General features: G+C 66.4%; 15 protein-coding genes. 12 read left to right on the forward strand and 3 right to left on the reverse strand.

Going from position 1 to position 21084, the window contains the following annotated elements; genetic code table 11:
* Nucleotides 1–26: 26 nt before the first annotated feature.
* The gene (locus tag CEY09_RS25625) at nt 27–3572 is read right to left on the reverse strand and encodes an indolepyruvate ferredoxin oxidoreductase family protein (RefSeq protein WP_088590763.1); all 3546 of its coding nucleotides are present in this window, start codon (nt 3570–3572) and stop codon (nt 27–29) included.
* A gap of 105 nt (nt 3573–3677) precedes the next feature.
* On the opposite strand from CEY09_RS25625, the gene CEY09_RS25630 reads away from it, so the two are divergent.
* On the forward strand, nt 3678–4583 hold the full coding sequence (locus tag CEY09_RS25630; protein ID WP_088590764.1) for a LysR substrate-binding domain-containing protein: 906 nt from the start codon (nt 3678–3680) through the stop codon (nt 4581–4583).
* Between the two features lie 29 nt (nt 4584–4612).
* Here CEY09_RS25630 and CEY09_RS25635 read toward each other — a convergent pair whose 3' ends face one another.
* Nucleotides 4613–5521, reverse strand: coding sequence for a LysR family transcriptional regulator (locus CEY09_RS25635; RefSeq protein WP_088590765.1), 909 nt, complete (start codon nt 5519–5521; stop codon nt 4613–4615).
* A 122-nt stretch (nt 5522–5643) separates the two neighbouring features.
* Here CEY09_RS25635 and CEY09_RS25640 point away from each other — a divergent pair, with 122 nt between their 5' ends.
* The 11 genes from CEY09_RS25640 (at nt 5644) to CEY09_RS32625 (ending at nt 20136) form a co-directional block, all read left to right on the forward strand.
* Nucleotides 5644–6237, forward strand: coding sequence for an amino acid synthesis family protein (locus CEY09_RS25640; RefSeq protein WP_006222347.1), 594 nt, complete (start codon nt 5644–5646; stop codon nt 6235–6237).
* Nucleotides 6234–7019 (forward strand): alpha/beta fold hydrolase, encoded by a 786-nt coding sequence (locus tag CEY09_RS25645; protein WP_088590766.1) that lies wholly within the window; start codon nt 6234–6236, stop codon nt 7017–7019. The genes CEY09_RS25640 and CEY09_RS25645 overlap by 4 nt, the downstream gene beginning before the upstream one ends.
* Before the next feature lie 51 nt (nt 7020–7070).
* A complete protein-coding gene (locus CEY09_RS25650) occupies nt 7071–8042 on the forward strand; it encodes a Bug family tripartite tricarboxylate transporter substrate binding protein (protein ID WP_088590767.1) in 972 nt (323 codons plus the stop codon).
* A 127-nt stretch (nt 8043–8169) separates the two neighbouring features.
* Nucleotides 8170–8985, forward strand: coding sequence for a PA3715 family protein (locus CEY09_RS25655; RefSeq protein WP_234818399.1), 816 nt, complete (start codon nt 8170–8172; stop codon nt 8983–8985).
* Between the two features lie 79 nt (nt 8986–9064).
* The gene (locus tag CEY09_RS25660) at nt 9065–10951 is read left to right on the forward strand and encodes a sigma-54-dependent Fis family transcriptional regulator (protein ID WP_088590768.1); all 1887 of its coding nucleotides are present in this window, start codon (nt 9065–9067) and stop codon (nt 10949–10951) included.
* A gap of 228 nt (nt 10952–11179) precedes the next feature.
* Nucleotides 11180–12982 carry an NAD(P)/FAD-dependent oxidoreductase gene (locus tag CEY09_RS25665; protein WP_088590769.1) on the forward strand — a complete coding sequence of 601 codons (1803 nt, stop codon included), beginning with the start codon at nt 11180–11182 and terminating at the stop codon, nt 12980–12982.
* A 139-nt stretch (nt 12983–13121) separates the two neighbouring features.
* A complete protein-coding gene (locus CEY09_RS25670; RefSeq protein WP_006222353.1) occupies nt 13122–13832 on the forward strand; it encodes a GntR family transcriptional regulator in 711 nt (236 codons plus the stop codon).
* A complete protein-coding gene (gene acnD / locus CEY09_RS25675; protein ID WP_088590770.1) occupies nt 13832–16444 on the forward strand; it encodes a Fe/S-dependent 2-methylisocitrate dehydratase AcnD in 2613 nt (870 codons plus the stop codon). Before CEY09_RS25670 ends, acnD begins: the two co-directional genes overlap by 1 nt.
* Before the next feature lie 79 nt (nt 16445–16523).
* Entirely contained in the window at nt 16524–17708 is a 1185-nt protein-coding gene (gene prpF / locus CEY09_RS25680) for a 2-methylaconitate cis-trans isomerase PrpF (RefSeq protein WP_088590771.1), read from the forward strand.
* Nucleotides 17709–18288: 580 nt separating this feature from the next.
* Nucleotides 18289–19983, forward strand: a complete 1695-nt coding sequence (locus tag CEY09_RS25685) for a sodium:solute symporter family protein (RefSeq protein ID WP_088590772.1) — start codon at nt 18289–18291, stop codon at nt 19981–19983.
* A 30-nt stretch (nt 19984–20013) separates the two neighbouring features.
* Nucleotides 20014–20136 (forward strand): putative transporter small subunit, encoded by a 123-nt coding sequence (locus CEY09_RS32625; RefSeq protein ID WP_006222357.1) that lies wholly within the window; start codon nt 20014–20016, stop codon nt 20134–20136.
* A 21-nt stretch (nt 20137–20157) separates the two neighbouring features.
* Here CEY09_RS32625 and CEY09_RS25695 read toward each other — a convergent pair whose 3' ends face one another.
* Nucleotides 20158–20958 (reverse strand): IclR family transcriptional regulator, encoded by an 801-nt coding sequence (locus CEY09_RS25695; protein WP_006222358.1) that lies wholly within the window; start codon nt 20956–20958, stop codon nt 20158–20160.
* Between the last annotated feature and the right edge of the window lie 126 nt (nt 20959–21084).

Genomic DNA, 21084 nt, shown 5'->3' on the forward strand with positions numbered 1-21084 from the left:
GATCCCCGTCACCGTGCCCTCCCTTCCTACGCCGCCAGCGAATCCTGCTGCGGATGGCGGTAGCGTTGCAGCAGCCCCTCCTGGCGTGCCTGCGCCTGGCCCACGCTTTTCTCCTTCACATGCCCATATCCGCGGATCGCATCCGGCAGATTGGCCAGCTCCAACGCAGCCTCCCGGTTATCGGCGTTCAGCGTTTGCGAAAACTCGGCGGACAGCGCCAGGTAGTCGGCCGCCAGCTGGCGTTCCATGCGGCGTTCGGCGGTCTTGCCGAACAGGTCCAGCCACGTGCCGCGTACCCGCTTCATCGGCGCCAGCATGCGAAACGCCACGCCCATCCACGCCCCGAACGCACGCTTCTGCAAGCGGCCCTGCGTGTCACGGCGTGCGAAGGCCGGCGGCGCCAGGTAGTAGCGCACGCGATAGTCCCGCCCGGGTTTGCCTTCAAATTGCGCTTGCAATTTGGCCTTGAAGGCGGGGTCCGTGTACAGGCGCGCCACCTCGTATTCGTCCTTGTAGGTCATCAACTTGGCCAGGTTGCGCGCCACGGCGCGCGTCACCTCGTATCGCTGCCCTTCGGGCATGGCGGATTCCCGCGCACGCACCGCGTCCACCGCCGCGCGGAAACGCGCCGCGTAGGCCTCGTCCTGGTAAGCGCCGACGTGCGCCGCCAGCCGCTGGATCAACCCGTCCAGCGATTCCGGCAACGCCACCACTTGCGCGGCCTTCTTTGGACGCAGCGCCTCGACGCCGCGGTGCGCGGCCTGCCGGCCCAGTTCGAACGCGGCCAGGTTCTTGTCCACGGAGACGCCATTGATCTCGATGGCGCGGCGCAGGCTGTCGCGGCTGAGCGGCAGGCCGCCCTTTTGCCATGCGTAACCCAACAGCAGCGGGTTGGCGTAGATGGTGTCGCCCAACAAGGCCTCGGCCAGCGGCCCCGCGTCAAGAAAGTCGCAATTGCCGCCCGTGCTTGCGGCAACCGCGGCTTCCGCCTGCGCGCCGGGAAAGCGCCAGGCCGGTTGCGACAGGAATGCCGCCGTCGGCGCCGCCGCACTGTTCACCACTGCACGCCCATGGTCCGGCCGCAACCGCGACAGCACCTCGGGCGACGCCGACACCAGCGCGTCGCAGCCGATGACCAGGTCGGCCTCGCCCAGCGCCACGCGGGTGGCGTGCAGGTCTTCCGGCCGGTTGGCCAGCTGCACATGGCTGAGCACGGCGCCGCCCTTTTGCGCCAGGCCCGCCATGTCCAGCACGGTGACGCCCTTGCCTTCGATATGGGCGGCCGCACCCAGCAAGGCGCCGATCGTGACGACGCCGGTGCCGCCCACGCCCGCGATCACAACGCGATACGCGGCGCCCCCCCCGATGGACGCGGGCACCGGCAACGGCGCGTCGGGCAATGGTGACTCGCCCGCGCCCGACCGTGCCGGCTTGCGCAGCACGGCGCCTTCAGCCGTCACGAAGCTGGGGCAGAATCCTTCCACGCAGGAAAAGTCCTTGTTGCATGAGGATTGGTTGATGCGGCGCTTGGTGCCCAGCAGCGTGTCCAGCGGTTCGACCGACAAGCAGTTGGACTTGACCGAGCAATCGCCGCAGCCTTCGCACACGGCGTCGTTGATGAAGGCGCGGCGCAGCGGGTCGGGGTAGTCGCCGCGTTTGCGGCGACGCCGCTTCTCGGTCGCGCAGGTCTGGTCGTAGATCAGCACCGTGGTGCCTTCGATGTCGCGCAGGGCGCGCTGCACGTCGTCCAACGCTTTGCGGTGATGCACCTCGATCGCGCCGGGCAGCGCCGCCGCCCCCGTGTACTTGTCGGGCTCGTCCGTAACCACCACGGTTTTCACGACCCCTTCGGCCTGCATCTGCGCCGCGATCTGCGGCACCGTCAGCACGCCGTCCACCGGTTGCCCGCCCGTCATGGCGACGGCGTCGTTGTAGAGGATCTTGTAGGTGATCGACGCGCGCGCCGCCACCGCCGCGCGGATCGCCAGCAGTCCCGAATGGAAATAGGTGCCGTCGCCCAGGTTGGCGAAGATGTGGCGTTCGCTGGTGAAATCCTTCTGCCCCAGCCACGCCACGCCCTCGCCGCCCATCTGGCTGAAGGTATCGGTGTCGCGGTTCATCCACATGGCCATGTAATGGCAGCCAATGCCGGCCACCGCGCGCGATCCTTCCGGCACGCGGGTAGACGTATTGTGCGGGCAGCCTGAACAGAACCAGGGCTTGCGCTCTTCCACCAGCGTGGGCCGCGCGGCTTCGCGTTCCTTGGCGTCGATGACGGCCAGGCGCGCAGCGATGCGGGCGCGCAGTTCATCAGACAGATCAGCCTTGTCCAGCCGCGCGGCGATGGCGCGCGCGATCAGCGCGGGCGATAGCTCGTAGCGCGCCGGCAGCAGCCAGCCACCGCGCGGCGTGGACCATTCGCCGCCACCGTGCTCGCGTTCGTCGAACTTGCCGTACACGCGCGGACGTACGTCATCGCGCCAGTTGTAGAGTTCTTCCTTCAGCGCATATTCCAGGATCTGGCGCTTCTCCTCGACGACCAGGATCTCTTTCAGGCCCGTGGCGAACTCGCGCGCGCCTTGCGCGTCCAGCGGCCAGATACAGCCGACCTTCATGACGCGGATGCCGGCTTCGGCACAGGCCGCTTCGTCCAGGCCCAGGTCGTTCAGCGCCTGCCGCACGTCCAGATAGGCCTTGCCCGCGGTCATGATGCCGAAGTTCGCGCGAGGCGAATCCAGCACCACCCGGTTCAGCTTGTTGGCGCGCACATAGGCCAGCGCGGCATACCACTTGTGGTCCAGCAGCCGCGCCTCTTGCGCCAGCGGCGAATCCGGCCAGCGGATATTCAGCCCGCCCTCGGGCAGCGCGTCCTCGGGCAGCACGATCTGCACGCGCGCCGGGTCCACGTCGACCGAGGCGCTGGATTCCACCACATCCGTCACACACTTCATCGCCACCCACAAGCCGGTGTAGCGGCTCATGGCCCAGCCGTGCAGCCCGTAGTCCAGGTATTCCTGGACGTTGGACGGATACAGCACCGGAATGCCGCTTGCGATCAGCACGTGTTCGGACTGGTGGGCCACGGACGAGGATTTCGCGGCGTGGTCATCGCCCGCCAGCATCAGCACGCCGCCGTGGGCTGAGGAACCCGCGGAGTTGGCGTGCTTGAGCACATCCACCGACCGGTCCACGCCCGGCCCCTTGCCGTACCACATGCCGAACACGCCATCGCGCGTGGCGCCCGGGAACAGATTCAGTTGCTGCGTGCCCCACACCGCCGTCGCGGCCAGGTCTTCGTTCACGCCGGGCTGGAACACCACGTCGTGCGACTTCAGGTGCTTCTTGGCCTTCCACAGCGCCTGATCCAAGCCGCCCAACGGCGAACCCCGATAGCCCGAGACATAGCCGGCCGTGTTCAGGCCGGCCTGCTGGTCGCGCAGCTTTTGCAACAGCGGCAAGCGCACAAGCGCCTGGGTGCCGCTCAGGTAGATGCGGCCGGTCGTCTGGGTGTACTTGTCGTCGAGCGTCAGGCCATGGGTATCGGCCACGCCAGGGGGTAGTGGGGCGTTCACGCGTTTGTCTCCTGCCGGATGCGGATTTGAGTGTTTTCCGCAGTGTAGGAACGCCGCTCGTTATCGTATATTCATAGTTTCAGGTAGCAGGTATTCGAAAATCAGATGGCAAACGACGTCACCCTGCGGCAGTTGCGCTACTTCGCGGCAGCCGCCCGTACGGGCCGGTTTTCCATGGCGGCGGCCGACGAGCATGTCTCGCAGTCCGCCGTCACCAATGCCGTGCTGGCGCTGGAAGCGCAGTTGGGCGTGCGCCTGTTCGACCGCCACCCGCATGGCGTCACCCTGACGCCAGAAGGCCACAACTTTCATCGGCGCACGCAGGACATCCTGGATTCGCTGGACGACGCCATCCGCGAACCCGGCTTCCAACGCTATGCGTTGCGCGGCACAGTGCGAATCGCGGCCTCCTATACCGTGCTGGGCTATTTCCTGCCCGACCTGCTGGCGCGCTTTCGCCGGCGCTATCCCGAGGTGGTGCTGGACCTGGTGGACCTGGACCGCCCGGAGATCGAAGCGGCGGTGGCCTGTGGCGACGTGGAACTGGGCGTGGCACTGCTGTCCAACGTGGAAAAGCGCGACCGTTTCGGCCATCAGGTGCTGGTGCGGTCGCGCCGGCAACTCTGGACGTCCTCGGGCCATCCGCTGCTGTCGGCCTCCGCGCCGTCGTTGGCCGACATCGCCCGCTATCCCTACATCCTGCTGGAAGTGGATGAAGGCGAGCGCTCGACGCTCGGCTATTGGCGCACCCACGGTCTGCAGCCCGACATCGCGCTGCGCACCCGGTCCATGGAGGCGCTGCGCGGGTTGGTGGCGCATGGCTTTGGCGTCACCATGCTGTCGGACATGGTCTATCGCCCCTGGTCACTGGAAGGGCGCAAGATAGAAGCCATGCCGGTCACCGATGCCGTGCCGCCTATGGAGGCGGGGCTGCTCTGGCATCCGCGGGCCACGCTGGCCAAACCTGCCGACGCCTTCCGGCAATTCATGATGGTGGCCTGCGGCGTGTAGGCGCAAGGCCCGGCAAGGCCAGACCCCGGCTAGACCAGCACGGCGCCCTTGCGGCGCGTGAACTGCGTAAGCGACTGCAACGCCAGCGCGTGCATGGCCGCCACCGACGGCAGCAGGGTCTCCTCCTTGCGGGTCAGCACCCCGACGATGCGTTCCACCGTCGGTTCGGCCAGCGGCACAAAGGCCAGGCCTGATCCGACGGACGGCCGCGCCAGCACGGGCAACACCGTCACCCCCAGCCCGCTGACCACGCTGGCCAGCAGCGACGCGCGGTTGGACACCACCATCGCGGGGTCGTCGATGCCCCCGCCCAACTGACGGTTCTTCAAGGTGTCGAACGTGGCGTTTCCGATCAGCCGTTCGGCGTCCAGCGCCGACCAGGGCACCGGCCCCCGCCGGCGCGCCAAAGGATGCCCCTTGCGGCACACCAGCCCGAAGGCGTCGCGCGCAACGGGCGTGAACGCGACTTCCGCCGTGCGCGGCACCTGCCCCGCCACTCCAACCTGCACTTCGCCCGTCAACACCAGCCGGTGCACATCCTGTGACGATTCATCCACGGCGCGGATACGGATATCCGGGTGGCTGCGCGCGTAGCGTTCCAGCAGCTTTGGCAGCCACTCATCCGCCAGCGACGGCATCACCGCCAGCGACACCGGCCCGGTATGGCCCTGCCCCAACTCGCGCGCGGCATCCAGCACGCGGTCGTGCGTGGCAAGCAATTCGCGCAGCAACGGCGCCACCGCATGGCCCAGCGGCGTCAACTGCGCGCGCTTGCCGGCTTCGAACAACGGCGCGCCCAGTTGCTGCTCCAGATCCTGCATGGCGGCCGACACCGCCGCCTGCGAACGATGCGTGCCTTCGGCCGCCAGGCGAAAACTGCCGTGGTCAGCCGCCAGCAGGAACTGGCGCAAATGTTGGATCTTCAGAAGCTGGGGCATGACGGTGGGCTAATCAAATTCAGGTTTTCCGAAATTAACTTACGTTAATTTGGATTGTCAAAATTCCAGGCGCGCTTCAACAATGCACCCATCGTTCATCACGTATGCATTGGAGCAATGGAATGGCTTTGCAAGTGCGAAAAATCGTCAGCTACGTCGAGAAGACCTGCATTGAAGGCGGCAAGGCGGCCGAGCGGCCGCTGATCATGATCGTGGCGGCCGCCGTGATCCGCAACCCGTGGGCCGGCCTGCCCTTCCAGGAAGACCTGCGCCCGCAGATCCTTGAAGCCGCGCCGCCGCTGGGCGAACTGCTGGTGGCAGAGATCCTGCGCCAGGCCGGCTCCGCCGACCAGATCGAAGCCTACGGCAAGGCTGCGGTGGTGGGCACCGCTGGCGAAGTCGAACATGCCTCGGCGCTGATCCACACGCTGCGCTTCGGCAATGCCTATCGCAACGCCGTGGGCGGCACCAGCTACCTCAGCTTCACGAACACGCGCGGCGGACCGGGCTGCGTGATATCCGTGCCGTTGATGCACAAGCAAGACGAAGGCCTGCGGTCGCACTATCTGACCGTGCAGACCAACATCAACGACGCCCCGGCCCCGGACGAGATCGTGATTGCCTTGGGCGCCGCCACCTCGGGCCGGCCGCACCACCGCATCGGCAACCGCTATTCCGATCTGCAGGAACTGGCGCAAGAGGCGCAATCGAAATGAGCACGCCGCGCCGCCGTTCCGGCCAGGGCGCGCCGCTGGTGCTGTTGCACGGCGTCGGCCTGGACCACACGTTGTGGGATGACCTGGCCCCGCTGCTGGAACCGGATTTCGACGTGCTGCGCTATGACCTGCTGGGCCATGGCGCGGCCCCGGGCATCCCAGGCGAGGCCCGCGTGCAGGACTTCGTCGCGCAGTTGGACGCCGAACTGGATCAGGCCGGCTGGCCGCAAGCCAACGTGCTGGGCTATTCCATGGGTGGCCTGATTGCGGGAGCTTATGCGGCGGCCCGGCCGCGGCGTGTGAGCCGGCTGGTGTTGCTGAGCACCGTGTTTCAGCGCACGCCGGAAGAAGTCCGCGCCGTGACGGCCCGCCTGGCCGCTGCCGCGACCCAGGATGTGGATGCCGCCGCCGGGGTCTCGCTGCAGCGCTGGTTCACGCCCGGCTTCCAGGCCGCGCGCCCGGAGCGGGTGGCGGCCATCGGCCAGCGTCTGCTGCGCAACGACCGCGCGAATTTCCTGGCGGCTTACCGGCTGTTCGCGCAGGGCGACCAGATCCTGGCGCAGGCCGCGCCCGAAATCGCTTGCCCCGCGCTTGCCATGACCGGCGAGGAAGACGTCGGGTCCACCGCCCGCATGACGCGCGGCCTGGCTCGTGCGCTGCCCGACGGCCGAGCCCGCGTGGTGGACGGCCAACGGCATATGCTGCCGGTGGAAGCTCCGGCCGTGGTGGCTGCGGCGCTGCAGGCCTTTTTACTGCCGACAACCGCTGAATCGTCCGCCTGACAGAGACGATCGGCCAACGCCCCGAAAGGGGCCGGAGAGGGAGACAAACCCATGCATCGCAGAACCATACTGAAGCATCTGGCCTTGGCCGCCACGGCGCCGGCGGCCCTATCGCTGACCCGTCTTGCCGCCGCGCGCGAAGCGCCCTTGCGCGTGATCGTGCCGTTCCCGCCGGGCGGCGGCACCGACGTGCTGGGGCGCGTCATCGCCGCCACGCTGGAAGGCGCGCTGGACCGGTCCGTCGTGGTCGAAAACAAACCCGGCGCCAGCGGCATGCTGGGCGCTGACTACACCGCCAACGGCGCCAAGGACGGCAGCGTGCTGCTGTTCGCGGGGCTGGTGCCGTCGGTGCGCTACTACGCCCGCCCGCCTGAAGAGGTGTTGAAACAGCTGGCGCCCGTCTGCCCGATTGCGCGCTCGCCCTATATGGTGGCCGTGAACAGCGACCTGCCCGCCAAGACATTGGCGGAACTGGTGGCCCAGGCCAAACGGGAACCCAAGGGCCTGACGTTCGGGTCACCGGGCAACGCCACGCCGCAACACCTGGCCACCGAGCTGTTGCAGGCCGCCTGCGGCATCGACATGCTGCATGTGCCGTATCGCGGCACGGGCCCTATGATGACTGATCTCTTGGGTGGCCAGATTCAACTGGTGGTGGCCACGGTTGCCGCCGTCGAACCCTATTTGAAAAGCGGCCGGTTGCGCGTGCTGGCCGTGACCAGCCCCGAGCGCCTGACGAAGTACCCCGACATTCCCACTGTCGCCGAAAGCGGTTACGCCGGCTTCGATGCGCAGATTCAATTCGGCACTTACTGCGCGGCGGGCACGCCCGAAGCTACGATTGCCGCACTGAATCAGGGCATCAATCGCGCGCTGCAAACCGACGCCGTCCACGCCAAGCTGGCCGAACAGGGGTTCCAGCCGACCGGCGGCACGCCCCAGCAGTTGCAACAGGCGTTGCTGTCCGAAATCCGCGACGTGGCCGGGCTGGTAAAGGCGGGCAAGGTGCGGGTGGACTTGTAGCGATCTGTAGCGGCCGGTAGCGAAAGGGGCGCAACGCCGGCGGGTGGCGTGATTAGAATTCGGTCTTCTTCGTCCCTGCCCGCCTACGATGCCCCGCCCCTTATCCTTCTTGACCGGCGCCCTGACCTTGTCCGCCCTGTTGACGGGTGGCGTGGCACACGCCGCAAGCGGCCCCTGCCCCGAGGCGGCCGACATCGTGCGCAACGTGTATCAAAACCAGGACAAGCCCGACCGCGAAGGCCGCATCCGCTTAAAGCAAGGCCACGCTATCGTGACGCTGTCTGACGCGGACGTCGGCGCGCCCTTCGCGGTGGCCTGCAAGGCCTGGCCCGCCAACCCCGACTTGCTGCTCGTGGCGGTGCCGTTGATGCAAGACACGCCCGACCCCGAAAACGGCCACGAAGGCGATCTGGAAGTGCTGGTGCTGGACCGCCAGACGCTGCAAGTACGGCAGCGCCGCACGCTGGTCGATCTGATGTCGGACGATGCCTTGCGCATCGCCAGCCTGTCGTTCGATACGGCGCGCTATGACGTCACGGCCGACCGCCGTGCGTTTGGAATCCGCATCGAACGCGAAGGCGCCTCGCGCGCCAACCCCATGGACGAAACCAGTTTGCGGCTCTTCACCGTGGAAGACAAGGAATTGCGCCTGGTGCTCGACGGCCTGATCGTCAACCACTCGTCCGGCCAGTGGGACACCAGTTGCGCGGGAAAATTCACGGAACGCGCGGTGAGCCTGGCGATGGGCACCGCGCAAACCAAGGGCTACCGCGACTTGGTTGCCACGGACTCGCACTCGTCCAGCCGTGCCGCAGTGCAGCAAGGCGGCTGCGAGGAAAAAACCGTCAGCCAGGGCAAGACCCGCCACACGCTGCGCTTTGACGGCACGCGTTATCGGATTCCCAAGGGGCTGCGTGCGATAGACAGCGAGACCGCTGGATAACCACCATTTACAAGCGGGTCCGTCTCTGGGCATGCTGCCTTGTTGATCCGACGCAGATCGGGCGCAACATGGAGACGACATGCCTAGTCAGGAATCCCTGCATTCCGCCCATATCCGCGAGATCGAACAGGTAGGCCGCGGACGCCCCACGCAGCGCGACGCGCATGTGGTGCGCAGCTGGTTGCGCTGCCTGGATCAATACCAGCTGGACCCCGCCCAGGCTTGCGAAGCCTACATTGTGCCGGACGGCCGGCTGCGCGAACATCGCCAACAATCCGAAGCGCTGATCAACATTGCCCGCAGCGGGCTGGATCATCTGTTCAAGCAAGTGGCGGGCCAGAACTACGTGCTGCTGCTGGCCGACCGCCAGGGCGTCACCGTGGAATTTCTGGGTGACCCGTTACAGACCGACAAGCTGCGCAAAGCGGGCCTGTATCTGGGGTCTGAATGGTCCGAACCGCGCGCCGGCACTTGCGCCGTGGGCGCCTGCCTGGAAACCGGCGAAGCGCTGACTATTCACCAGACCGACCACTTCGACAACACGCACACGCCGCTGTCCTGCACCGCCGCCCCCATCTACAACGCCGATGGCGAATTGGCCGCCGTGCTGGATATTTCTCTGCTCAGCTCGCCCAGCCTGAAAACCAGCCAGAATCTGGCGCTGCACCTGGTCAACAGCACCACGCGCCGCATCGAACTGGCCAACCTGATGGCGCGCACGCGCAATGAATGGGTGCTGCGCTTTGCCCGGTCGCCCGAGTTTCTGGACGTGGACCCGGAAGCGGCGATCTCGCTGGACGGCGCCGGCCGCATTCTGGGTATGACCCACTCCGGCGCCAAGTTGCTGGCGCGCGCAGCCGGGCTGGATTGGCGCAGCCCGGCCGGCCTGATCGGCCAGCCCGTGACCCGTTTCTTTGACGTGCAGCTGGACGACCTGCCGCACTACACGCGCGGCCACGCGCCGCAAGACCGCCTGATCGTCGCCCGCGACGGCAATGCGCTGTTCGCGCACGCCATCGAACCCAACCGCCACCTGCGCGGCGCCACGGTCGCCGTGCGCGCCGCGCCGTCCGCGCTGCGCGGGCTGGACGGCGGCGACGCCAAGATGGCGGCGCTGCAAGTACGCGCCACCAAACTAGCGCGCCAAGGCCTGCCCATCCTGCTGCAAGGCGAAACCGGCGTGGGCAAGGAATACCTGGCCCGCGCCATCCACGACGACAGCCGCCGCCCGGGCAGCTTTGTCGCCGTGAACTGCGCGGCCATTCCCGAATCCCTGATCGAAAGCGAACTGTTCGGCTATCTGCCTGGGGCCTACACCGGCGCCGCTCCCAAGGGCCGCAAGGGCCTGATCGAGGAATCCGACGGCGGCACCTTGTTCCTGGACGAGATCGGCGACATGCCGTTGACGCTGCAAAGCCGCTTGCTGCGCGTGCTGGCGGAGTCCGAAGTCACGCCCATCGGCGCCAACGCGCCGCGTGCCGTGCGGCTGACGCTGGTGTCCGCGTCGCATCGCGACCTGGGCGCGCTGGTGCGCGAGGGCCGCTTTCGCGAAGACCTGTATTACCGCATCAACGCCGCCACGCTGACCGTGCCGCCGCTGCGCGAACGGCAGGACCTGGACTGGCTGATCGCCCGCATGCTGGCGCGGCATCAGTGCGAGTCCGGTGCGCCGGTGCTATCGCCTGCGGCGCTATTGGCGCTGAAAGCGCATGCCTGGCCGGGCAACATCCGCGAGCTGGCCAACGTCATCGCGGTTGCCGCCGCCTTGTGCGAAGACGGCGTCATCACGCCGCAAGACCTACCGGACACCTTTGCCCCGGCGGGCGCGGCGCTGAGCGCGGAAGAAGCCGCGCTGCGAGCCACGCTGGCCCGCTGCGGCGGCAACGTGTCGGAAGCGGCGCGGCAGCTGGGTGTGGACCGCTCTACCGTCCACCGCCAGATGCGGCGCTACGGGCTCACGCGTTAGACGCGAACTCGGCGCCGGGGGCCACACCATGCTGCAACAGGTGTGGCGCGTTGCGACAGTGCATCGCGCCGCCGTCCGGCGCGCGCCCCGTCGCCACGGCCTGTCGCAAGCTGGCACGGCATTTGCATGTGCAGTCTTGACGCCCCAGCGGCCGGCACAGGCCAGGGCGTCAATGGACGGAGCCATCCGCCATGACCACGACGCCCGCCCCGGGCAAGGAGACAAGACATGCAGACAGACCCCGCCAATGCCGCTCTGGACGCGGTGCTCGCCCGCCTGAACACCGCGTTGGGCAACAAGGAGATTGATGCCGTTGCCGGCCTGTTCCAGGACGAATGCTATTGGCGCGACCTGGTGCTTTTCAGCTGGAACCTGCGCACGCTGGAAGGCCACGACCAGATCCGCGAGATGCTGACGCAACAGCTGTCGCAAGTGGAGCCGGTACGCTTCACCCGCGACGAACGTGAGACTGTTTCCGACGATGGGGGCCTGCTGCAAGCCTGGCTGCATATCGACACGAACCTGGCACGCGGCTATGGCCACATCCGCGTGAAAGACGGCAAGATCTGGACGCTGCTGACCACCATGTCCGAACTGAAGGGGCATGAAGAACCCAGCGGCACGCGCCGCCCCAAGGGCGCCGAACACGGCCACGACCGCGACCGCCAGACCTGGCTGGAAAAGCGCGAGCAGGAAGCGGCCGAGCTGGGCTACAAGACGCAGCCCTACGTGCTGATCATCGGCGGCGGGCAAGGCGGCATCGCCTTGGGCGCGCGGCTGCGCCAGCTGGACGTGCCCACCATCATCATCGAAAAGAACGAGCGCGCTGGCGACAGCTGGAGGAAGCGCTACAAGTCCCTGTGCCTGCACGACCCGGTCTGGTACGACCACCTGCCCTATATCCCCTTCCCCGAAAACTGGCCCGTCTTCGCGCCGAAGGACAAGGTCGGCGACTGGCTGGAGATGTACACGAAGGTGATGGAGCTGAACTACTGGACCTCCAGCGTCTGCCAGTCGGCACGCTACGACGAACAGAAAAAGGAATGGGAGGTCACGGTGCTGCGCGACGGCAAGCCCGTGGTGCTGCGACCCAAGCAGCTGGTGCTGGCCACCGGCATGTCGGGAAAGCCGAACATCCCGCGCTTTCCGGGCCAGGACGAGTTCCAGGGCGAGCAGCAGCATTCGTCGCAACACCCTGGGCCTGACGCGTACCGGGGCAAGAACGTGGTGGTCATCGGCGCCAACAATTCGGCCCACGATATCTGCGCGGCGCTCTGGGAGGGCGGCGCCAACGTCACCATGGTGCAGCGTTCGTCCACCCACATCGTCCGGTCGGACACGCTGATGGACATCGGCCTGGGCGGGCTGTATTCCGAACAGGCGCTGGCCAACGGCATGACCACCCGCAAGGCGGACCTGACGTTCGCGTCCCTGCCCTACAAGATCATGGCGCAGTTCCAGATTCCGCTCTACGACCAGATGCGCGAGCGCGACGCCGAGTTCTACGGCAAGCTGGAGAAGGCGGGCTTCATGCTGGACTGGGGCGACGACGGCTCCGGCCTCTTCATGAAATACCTGCGTCGCGGTTCGGGCTATTACATCGACGTGGGCGCCTGCGACCTGATCATCGACGGCAGCATCAAGCTGCAATCCGGTACCGACGTCAGCCACCTGGCGCGCGAGGCCGTCGTGTTGAAGAACGGCGTCACGCTGCCGGCCGACCTGGTCGTCTACGCCACCGGTTACGGCTCGATGAACGGCTGGGCAGCCGACCTGATCAGCCCGGAAGTGGCCGACAAGGTGGGCAAGTGCTGGGGCCTGGGATCGGACACCACCAAGGACCCCGGCCCCTGGGAAGGCGAGCAGCGCAATATGTGGAAGCCCACGCAGCAGGAAGGGCTGTGGTTCCACGGCGGCAACCTGCACCAGTCCCGGCACTATTCCCAATACCTGTCCCTGCAATTGAAGGCACGGCACGTGGGGCTGCCCGTCCAGGTCTATGGCGTGCAGGAGGTGCATCACAAGCGGTAGCCCGCCCGCCAAGCACGGCGCAAGCGGCCGCCCCGCCGCTTGCGCCCACCGTCCGCCCAAGGTAAATTGTTGACAATCTGGCGCCATACAGCGCCTTATTCCGAAAATTTCTCCAGAATCCGGATAGATTGTTGACACTATGAGCAAAGTGCTGACCCTGCCGGGCACCCCGCCCGGCGATGGCGAAACCTTGTCGGATCACATCTTCAAGAAGATCCAGGCCGCCATCGTCAAAGGCGAGATCGCCCCGGGCAGCAAGATTTCCGAGCCCGAACTGGCGCGCCAACATGGCGTCAGCCGGGGTCCGCTGCGCGAAGCCCTGCATCGGCTGGAAGGCCAGAAGCTGCTGGTGCGCGTCCCGCACGCCGGTGCGCGCGTCGTGTCGCTGTCGCAGCAAGAGCTGTCCGAGCTTTACGAGATCCGGGAATCGCTGGAAGGCATGGCCTGCCGCCTGGCCGCCGAGCGCATGCCGCCCTCTGAAATCGCCGAACTGCGCGGCGTGCTGGAAGCCCACGAACGCGACGCCGCCTTCCAGGCCGGCCTGGGCTACTACCAGCAGGAAGGCGATTACGACTTCCACTACCGCATCGTCAAAGGCAGCGGCAACCAGATGCTGTTTCGCATGCTGTGCGACGAGCTCTACCAGTTGGCCCGCATGTACCGCATACAGTATTCGACAACGCCCAACCGCCCGCGGCAGGCCTATGCCGAACACCACCGCATTCTTGACGCCATCGCCGACCGCGACGGCGAGCTGGCCGAAATCCTGATGCGCCGGCACATCCGCGTATCCCGTATCAACATCGAACAACAGATCGCCCAGAGCAACCTGCGGCGCACGGAGGCATGATGAACCACTCGTACCGCAAGACCCTGCCCGGCACCCGCCTGGACTATTTCGACGCGCGCGCCGCGGTTGAAGCCATTGCCCCCGGCGCCTACGCCGGCCTGCCCTATACGTCCCGGGTGCTGGCGGAAAACCTGGTTCGCCGCTGCGACCCGGCCATGCTGACCGATGCGCTCAAGCAACTGATCGAACGCCGCCGCGACCTGGACTTCCCGTGGTTTCCGGCACGCGTGGTCTGTCATGACATCCTGGGCCAGACCGCACTGGTAGACCTGGCCGGCCTGCGCGACGCCATCGCCGAGAAAGGCGGCGACCCCGCCAAGGTGAATCCGGTCGTGCCGGTGCAGTTGATCGTGGACCACTCGCTGGCCGTGGAATTCGACGGCAACGACCCCGACGCCTTCGCCAAGAACCGCGCCGTGGAAGACCGCCGCAACGAAGACCGCTTCCATTTCATCGACTGGACCAAGCAGGCCTTCCGCAATATCGAAGTCGTGCCCCCGGGCAACGGCATCATGCACCAGATCAACCTGGAGCGGATGTCGCCCGTGATCTACACGCAGGACGGCGTGGCGTTCCCCGACACGCTGGTCGGCACCGACAGCCACACCCCGCACGTGGACGCGCTGGGCGTCATCGCCATCGGCGTGGGCGGCCTGGAAGCCGAGAACGTCATGCTGGGCCGCGCCTCGTGGATGCGCCTGCCGGACATCATCGGCGTGGAACTCACCGGCCGCGCGCAGCCCGGCATCACCGCCACCGACGTGGTGCTGACGCTGACCGAATTCCTGCGCCGCGAAAAGGTCGTGGGCGCGTACCTGGAGTTCTACGGCGAAGGCGCTGCCAGCCTGACGCTGGGCGACCGCGCCACCATTTCGAACATGGCGCCTGAGTACGGCGCCACCGCCGCCATGTTCTCGATCGACCAGCAGACCATCGACTACCTGCGCCTGACCGGCCGCGAAGACGAACAGATCGCCCTGGTCGAAACCTATGCCAAGACGGCGGGCCTGTGGTCCGACAGCTTGAAGACCGCCGAATACGAACGCGTGCTGCGCTTCGACCTGTCCACCGTGGTGCGCACGCTGGCCGGCCCGTCGAACCCGCACCGCCGCCTGCCGGTGTCCGACCTGGCCGCGCGCGGCATCTCGGGCGTCGTGGAAAACGAACCGGGCCTGATGCCTGACGGCGCCGTCATCATCGCCGCCATCACCAGCTGCACCAACACCAGCAACCCGCGCAACGTGATCGCCGCCGGCCTGTTGGCGCGCAACGCCAACCGCGCCGGTTTGACGCGCAAGCCCTGGGTGAAGAGTTCGCTGGCCCCCGGATCCAAGGCCGTGCAACTGTACCTGGACGAAGCCGGCCTGACGGAAGACCTGGAAAAACTGGGCTTCGGCGTGGTCGCCTTCGCCTGTACCACGTGCAACGGCATGTCCGGCGCGCTGGACCCCGTGATCCAGCAAGAAATCATCGACCGCGACCTCTATGCCACCGCCGTGCTGTCCGGCAACCGCAATTTCGATGGCCGCATCCACCCGTACGCCAAGCAGGCGTTCCTGGCGTCGCCTCCCTTGGTCGTGGCCTACGCCATCGCCGGCACGATCCGCTTCGACATCGAACGCGATGTGCTGGGCACGGGCGCCAACGGCCGCGAGATCCGCCTGAAGGACATCTGGCCCACCGACGAGGAAATCGACGCCGTCGTCAAGGAATCCGTCAAGCCGGAACAGTTCCGCAAGGTCTATGCGCCCATGTTCGGCATCCAGGACGACCGCAAGGCCGGCGTCAGCCCGCTGTACGCCTGGCGCCCGCAAAGCACCTACATCCGCCGCCCCCCGTACTGGGAAGGCGCGCTGGCAGGCGCCCGCACGCTGCGCGGCATGCTGCCGCTGGCCGTGCTGGGCGACAACATCACGACCGACCACCTGTCGCCGTCCAACGCCATCATGCTGGACAGCGCGGCCGGCGAGTACCTGGACAAGATGGGCCTGCCCGAAGAAGACTTCAACTCGTACGCGACCCACCGCGGCGACCACCTGACCGCGCAACGCGCCACCTTCGCCAACCCCAAGCTCTTCAACGAGATGGTGACGAATGACGACGGCAGCGTGAAGCAAGGCTCGCTGGCGCGCGTGGAACCGGAAGGCCAGGTCATGCGCATGTGGGAAGCCATCGAAACCTATATGGACCGCAAGCAGCCGCTGATCATCGTCGCTGGCGCCGACTACGGCCAGGGCTCGTCGCGCGACTGGGCCGCCAAGGGCGTGCGGCTGGCCGGCGTGGAAGCCATCGTGGCCGAAGGCTTCGAACGCATCCACCGCACCAACCTGATCGGCATGGGCGTGCTGCCGCTGGAATTCAAGCCCGGCGTGAACCGCAAGACGCTGGCGCTGGACGGCACGGAAAGCTATGACGTCATCGGCGAACGCGAACCGCGCGCCGACCTGACGCTGGTGATCCATCGCCGCCATGGCGAAACGGTGCAGGTGCCCGTGACCTGCCGCCTGGACACCGCGGAAGAGGTATCCATCTACGAAGCCGGCGGCGTCCTGCAACGCTTTGCGCAAGACTTCCTGGAAGCCGAATCCGCCACCACCAAGAAGGCCGGCTGACACCCGGCCGGACAGGCGGGCGCCCCGCGCGCCCGCCGCCCCAGACTCCGATACCGCACAAAGACATCAGGACGATCCCATGGCCCATGCTCCCCAAACCAAGATTGCCGCCACCTACATGCGCGGCGGCACCAGCAAAGGCGTGTTCTTCAAGCTGGACGATCTGCCCGAATCCGCCCGCGTGCCGGGCGCAGCGCGCGACGCGCTGCTGATGCGCGTGATCGGCAGCCCCGACCCGTACGGTAAACAGATCGACGGCATGGGCGCCGCCACGTCCAGCACCAGCAAGACCGTCATCGTCGGCAAGAGCCCCCAGCCGGACCATGACGTGGACTACCTGTTCGGCCAGGTCTCCATCGACCAGCCCTTCGTGGACTGGAGCGGCAACTGCGGCAACCTGTCTGCCGCCGTCGGCCCCTTCGCCATCACCAACGGCCTGGTCGACCCGGCGCGCGTACCCGCCAACGGCATCGCCGTCGTGCGCATCTGGCAGGCCAACATCAAGAAAACCATCATTGCCCACGTGCCGATGACCGACGGCGCCGTGCAAGAGACCGGCGACTTCGAACTGGACGGCGTGACCTTCCCCGCCGCCGAACTGCGGCTGGAATTCATGGACCCCGCCGAAGACGGCGATGGCGGGTCGATGTTCCCCACCGGCAACCTGGTCGACGACCTGGAAGTGCCCGGCGTGGGCACGTTCAAGGCCACGATGATCAACTCGGGCATCCCCACCATTTTCCTGGACGCCGAAGCGCTGGGCTACACCGGCACAGAACTGCAGGACGACATCAATGGCGACGCCGCCGCGCTGGCGCGCTTCGAGACCATCCGCGCGCACGGCGCGCTACGCATGGGCCTGATCGGCAAGCTTGAAGACGCCGCCAGCCGCCAGCACACGCCCAAGGTCGCCTTCGTGGCGCGCCCCAAGGCCTACGTGTCGTCCAGCGGCAAGCAGATCGGAGCGGGCGACATCGACGTGCTGGTGCGCGCGCTGTCCATGGGCAAGCTGCACCACGCGATGATGGGCACGGCGTCCGTCGCCATCGGCACCGCCGCGGCGGTGCCCGGCACGCTGGTGAACCTGGCCGCCGGCGGCACCGAGCGCGACAACGTCAACTTCGGCCACCCCTCCGGCACGTTGCGCGTGGGCGCGCAAGCGCAATTGGTGGACGGCGAATGGAAGGTCACGAAAGCCATCATGAGCCGCAGCGCACGCGTGCTGATGGAGGGCCGCGTCCACGTGCCCAAGGAAGGCTTCTGAGCCGGTATCCGTAGATTGCGGGCCGCGAGCAAAGGCTCGCAATTTACATTTTTACCCCGGGTTTTATGGCTGCAAGGGTAGACGCTGTCCCCGTCTACCCCTATACTTAACAGATGTTGTAATTCATCACCGGACCCCGCCGATGCTCTGTCATCGAGGGCACCCGTCACATGGCCGCGCACAGCGGCCCGGCGTTAGCGCCGAAACACCACCACCCAGCCGCCGGGCCGAAAGCCGGCGGTTGCGGAACAAAAACCTGCTTACCCAGCAGGACCATTGCTCACCGCATTGAGCCGCACCCGCGTCAACGGCATCCGTGTCCGCGACGCCCCGGCCCCATGCCGCAGCAAGGCACCAATACGGTGTGTCTTGTGTTTGTCCGATCCGGGCTGCCACCCCTTGCCCGGCTGGGCAGGCACGCGATCGCGCGCTCGAAACAAAAACGAAAAGCCCGCGGTCCATTGGTGTTTCGCCTGCGCCATGGGAAGGCTTGCCGCCCATCGCACTCCGCGGAAACGGCACTCACGCAGCCCCGGCCGGCAGGCCGCGACCAGGCTGTCGAGGAGTAAGGACCCACAAGATGCAAGAGACAGTTTTCTTCCAGCTATCGGCGACCACCGCCATCCTGTTGCTGGCCGGCTTCTACGGCGCGACCTTCCTGATGTCGCTATTCATCGGTGAAAAAAACGAGAACGTCGACGGCTTCATGGTGTCGAACAACGCGGTCGGCTTCGGCCTGTCGACCGCCAGCATGATCGCCACCTGGATCTGGGCCGCCTCCTTCTACGCCAGCGCCACGTCCGGCTACAAGTACGGCTTGTCCGGACCGCTGCACTACGGGTTCTGGGGCGCCCTGATGATTCTCTTCATCTACCCCTTCGGCAAGCGCTTCCGGCAACTGGCGCCCAAGGCCCATACGCTGGCAGAAGTCATTCACGCGCGCCACGGCACGTCCAGCCAGATGATCATGGCGGTGTCGAACATCGTGGGTAGTTGCATCAGCCTGATGGTGAACTTCACGGCCGCCGGCGCGCTGGTCTCGATCCTCAGCCCGCTCACGTTCATCCAGGGCGTGCTGATCGCCGGGCTGGGCGTCCTGTCCTACACCCTGTGGTCGGGCTTCCGCACGTCGGTCATGACCGACTTTGCACAGCTGGCTGCGATGATCATCGCGGCGGTCATCATCATCCCGCTGATCTTCTTCAACGCCGGCGGACCGGACATGCTGCAAGCGAACATGTGGCGCTTGAACAGCGATCAGGCCGACTTTTATTCCTCGAAGGCGATCCTGGAGCAAGGCGCACCGTACTTCGTCGCCGTGCTGGCCTATGCCATCGGCAACCAGACCATTGCGCAACGCCTGTTCGCCGTGCGCGAAGACCTGATCAAGCCCACCTTCCTGACCGCCACGGTCGGCTACGGCGCCGTCGTGATCGGCCTGGGCATGCTGGGCTTGCTGGCGCTGTTCGTCGGGCTGGAGCCCGCCAACGGCGACATGAACAACATCATCCCGCAGATGGCGTCCACCTATCTGCCGCCCTTCGGCATCGCGCTCTTCTTCCTGCTGGTCGTGGGATCGCTTTCCTCCACCGCCGACTCCGACCTGGCGGCGCTGTCTGCCATCGTCATGACCGACGTCTACGCCAAGAACCTGTCCCGCGGACGCCCGGATCCGCGGCGCATGCTGTGGTGGGGCCGCGCCACCATGATCATCGCCACGATGATCGGCGTGATCTTCGCCAGCCTGCGCCTGGACATCCTGGTCATGCTGGTGTTCGTGGGCGCGCTGTGGGGCGCCATCGTCTTCCCGGTGATCGCCAGTTTCTACTGGGACCGCGTGAACAACCGCGCCTTCGTCGCGTCGGTGTTGTCGGCCGTGGTGCTGTTCACCATCGTGCGCTTTGAATTGCTGCCGATTACGGGCGTCATCGCCGTCTTCTTCGAAATCTGCGCAGCCATCGGCGGCGGCGTGGTGTTGGGGTTGATGGCGTTCGGCTTCCTGGGCCGTACCGTCGCCATCACCGTAGGCACGATCGCCGTGGTGGTCATGCTGCCCGTCTTCATCGGCAGCCTGCGCGACTACATCGTGCTGATGGCCTCACTGACCGCCTACGGCGCGAGCGCCACGATCTGCGTAGCGCTTAGCCTGCGCAACCGCGAACGATTTGATTTCAGCGTGCTGGCCGACCGCGTCACGTCCTTTCACCAAGAGCAGGACGACCTGGCGCGCGAAGCGCCGTCCAACCAACTTGCCGCAGACACCGCCGCACGTTGAGCCGCACCCATTGAAAACAAGGAGATCGATATGTGGTTGACCGTTTATTTTCTGATCTGGCCGGCCCTGTCCGCGGCCATCCTGGCGCTCTTGTGCGTGACGTTAGGCAAGGACATCCGCGCCGCCCGGCGGAGCGGGCAGGCGATGGTGTAGCCGGCGGGGTCGCGCATCGGCTCAGCTGCGGGCGGACAGCAGCTGTGACAACGTGTGCGCTTCGGCCTGCAGGTCCTTGGCCAAGGCGTGGGCGCGGGCGTCATCAAGCTGTTCCGCCAGCCCTGCCGCGACCAGCGAATGCGTCATGCGGTTCTGGCTGTTCAACACAGGCACCGCAATCACCACGACGCCGTTGATGTAGTTGTTGCGGTCCATGCTGTAGCCGTCGCGGCGCACCGCCTGCACGTCCGCTTTCCAGGCTGCGAATTCAGGCGCCTGGTCCCATCGCAATGCCTTGAAGCGGCGCTCCAGTTCCTTGTCCGTCAGGTCTGAAAACGCCGCCACCAGGCGGCCGGTCGCGCTGATCAGCGCAGGGAAGCGGCTGCCCACGTCCACATGCAGCCGGAACGGCGCCGTGGAACGGGACAAGGCCAGCACCACCATGTGGTCCCCCCCCGCCACTTCCACGCCGATCGCAGTGACGTTGGCCGCGCTGGACAGCTTGTCCAGCACCGGTTGCACCAATGTCGGAAAGGGGCTGCTTTCGATCACGCTGCGGGCCAGCGTCAGCATGCCCACGCCCAGGCTGTAGCGCTTGGTGCCGGTATCGACTTTCACCAGCCCTTCCTCCACCAGGACCCGAAGGATATGCAGGCAGGTGCTGGTCACCATCTCAAGCTCCTGCGAAATCGCCTTCAAGGTCATCGGCGCACCGCCGCGCCCCAGCAATCTCAAGATGGCGATCGACCGCGTGACGGCGGGCACGGGACGGACACGCGGCCCCGCTGCGGCGGCGGGTTCCTGGGGACTGGACTGGCTCATCTGACTCTCCGTTTTTACTGCGGCAAGCATACCCTGCGCACCGCAGGTTCTGCCTGGGACCGTCCGCCTGTAATTGTCTATATACAATCAATAGACGTAATTGACAATTTTTAAAGCGACGCGCAA

The sequence above is a fragment of the Achromobacter marplatensis genome, from assembly GCF_002209535.1.
In the GTDB taxonomy this organism is placed as follows: domain Bacteria; phylum Pseudomonadota; class Gammaproteobacteria; order Burkholderiales; family Burkholderiaceae_B; genus Achromobacter; species Achromobacter marplatensis.

Bases quoted from the DNA above. Each gene is read 5' to 3' on its own strand.
- CEY09_RS25630 (WP_088590764.1), top strand. From the start codon at position 3,678: ATGGCAAACGACGTCACCCTGCGGCAGTTGCGCTACTTCGCGGCAGCC.
- CEY09_RS25635 (WP_088590765.1), bottom strand. From the start codon at position 5,521: ATGCCCCAGCTTCTGAAGATCCAACATTTGCGCCAGTTCCTGCTGGCG.
- CEY09_RS25640 (WP_006222347.1), top strand. From the start codon at position 5,644: ATGGCTTTGCAAGTGCGAAAAATCGTCAGCTACGTCGAGAAGACCTGC.
- CEY09_RS25645 (WP_088590766.1), top strand. From the start codon at position 6,234: ATGAGCACGCCGCGCCGCCGTTCCGGCCAGGGCGCGCCGCTGGTGCTG.
- CEY09_RS25650 (WP_088590767.1), top strand. From the start codon at position 7,071: ATGCATCGCAGAACCATACTGAAGCATCTGGCCTTGGCCGCCACGGCG.
- CEY09_RS25660 (WP_088590768.1), top strand. From the start codon at position 9,065: ATGCCTAGTCAGGAATCCCTGCATTCCGCCCATATCCGCGAGATCGAA.
- CEY09_RS25665 (WP_088590769.1), top strand. From the start codon at position 11,180: ATGCAGACAGACCCCGCCAATGCCGCTCTGGACGCGGTGCTCGCCCGC.
- CEY09_RS25670 (WP_006222353.1), top strand. From the start codon at position 13,122: ATGAGCAAAGTGCTGACCCTGCCGGGCACCCCGCCCGGCGATGGCGAA.
- acnD (WP_088590770.1), top strand. From the start codon at position 13,832: ATGAACCACTCGTACCGCAAGACCCTGCCCGGCACCCGCCTGGACTAT.
- prpF (WP_088590771.1), top strand. From the start codon at position 16,524: ATGGCCCATGCTCCCCAAACCAAGATTGCCGCCACCTACATGCGCGGC.
- CEY09_RS25685 (WP_088590772.1), top strand. From the start codon at position 18,289: ATGCAAGAGACAGTTTTCTTCCAGCTATCGGCGACCACCGCCATCCTG.
- CEY09_RS32625 (WP_006222357.1), top strand. From the start codon at position 20,014: ATGTGGTTGACCGTTTATTTTCTGATCTGGCCGGCCCTGTCCGCGGCC.
- CEY09_RS25695 (WP_006222358.1), bottom strand. From the start codon at position 20,958: ATGAGCCAGTCCAGTCCCCAGGAACCCGCCGCCGCAGCGGGGCCGCGT.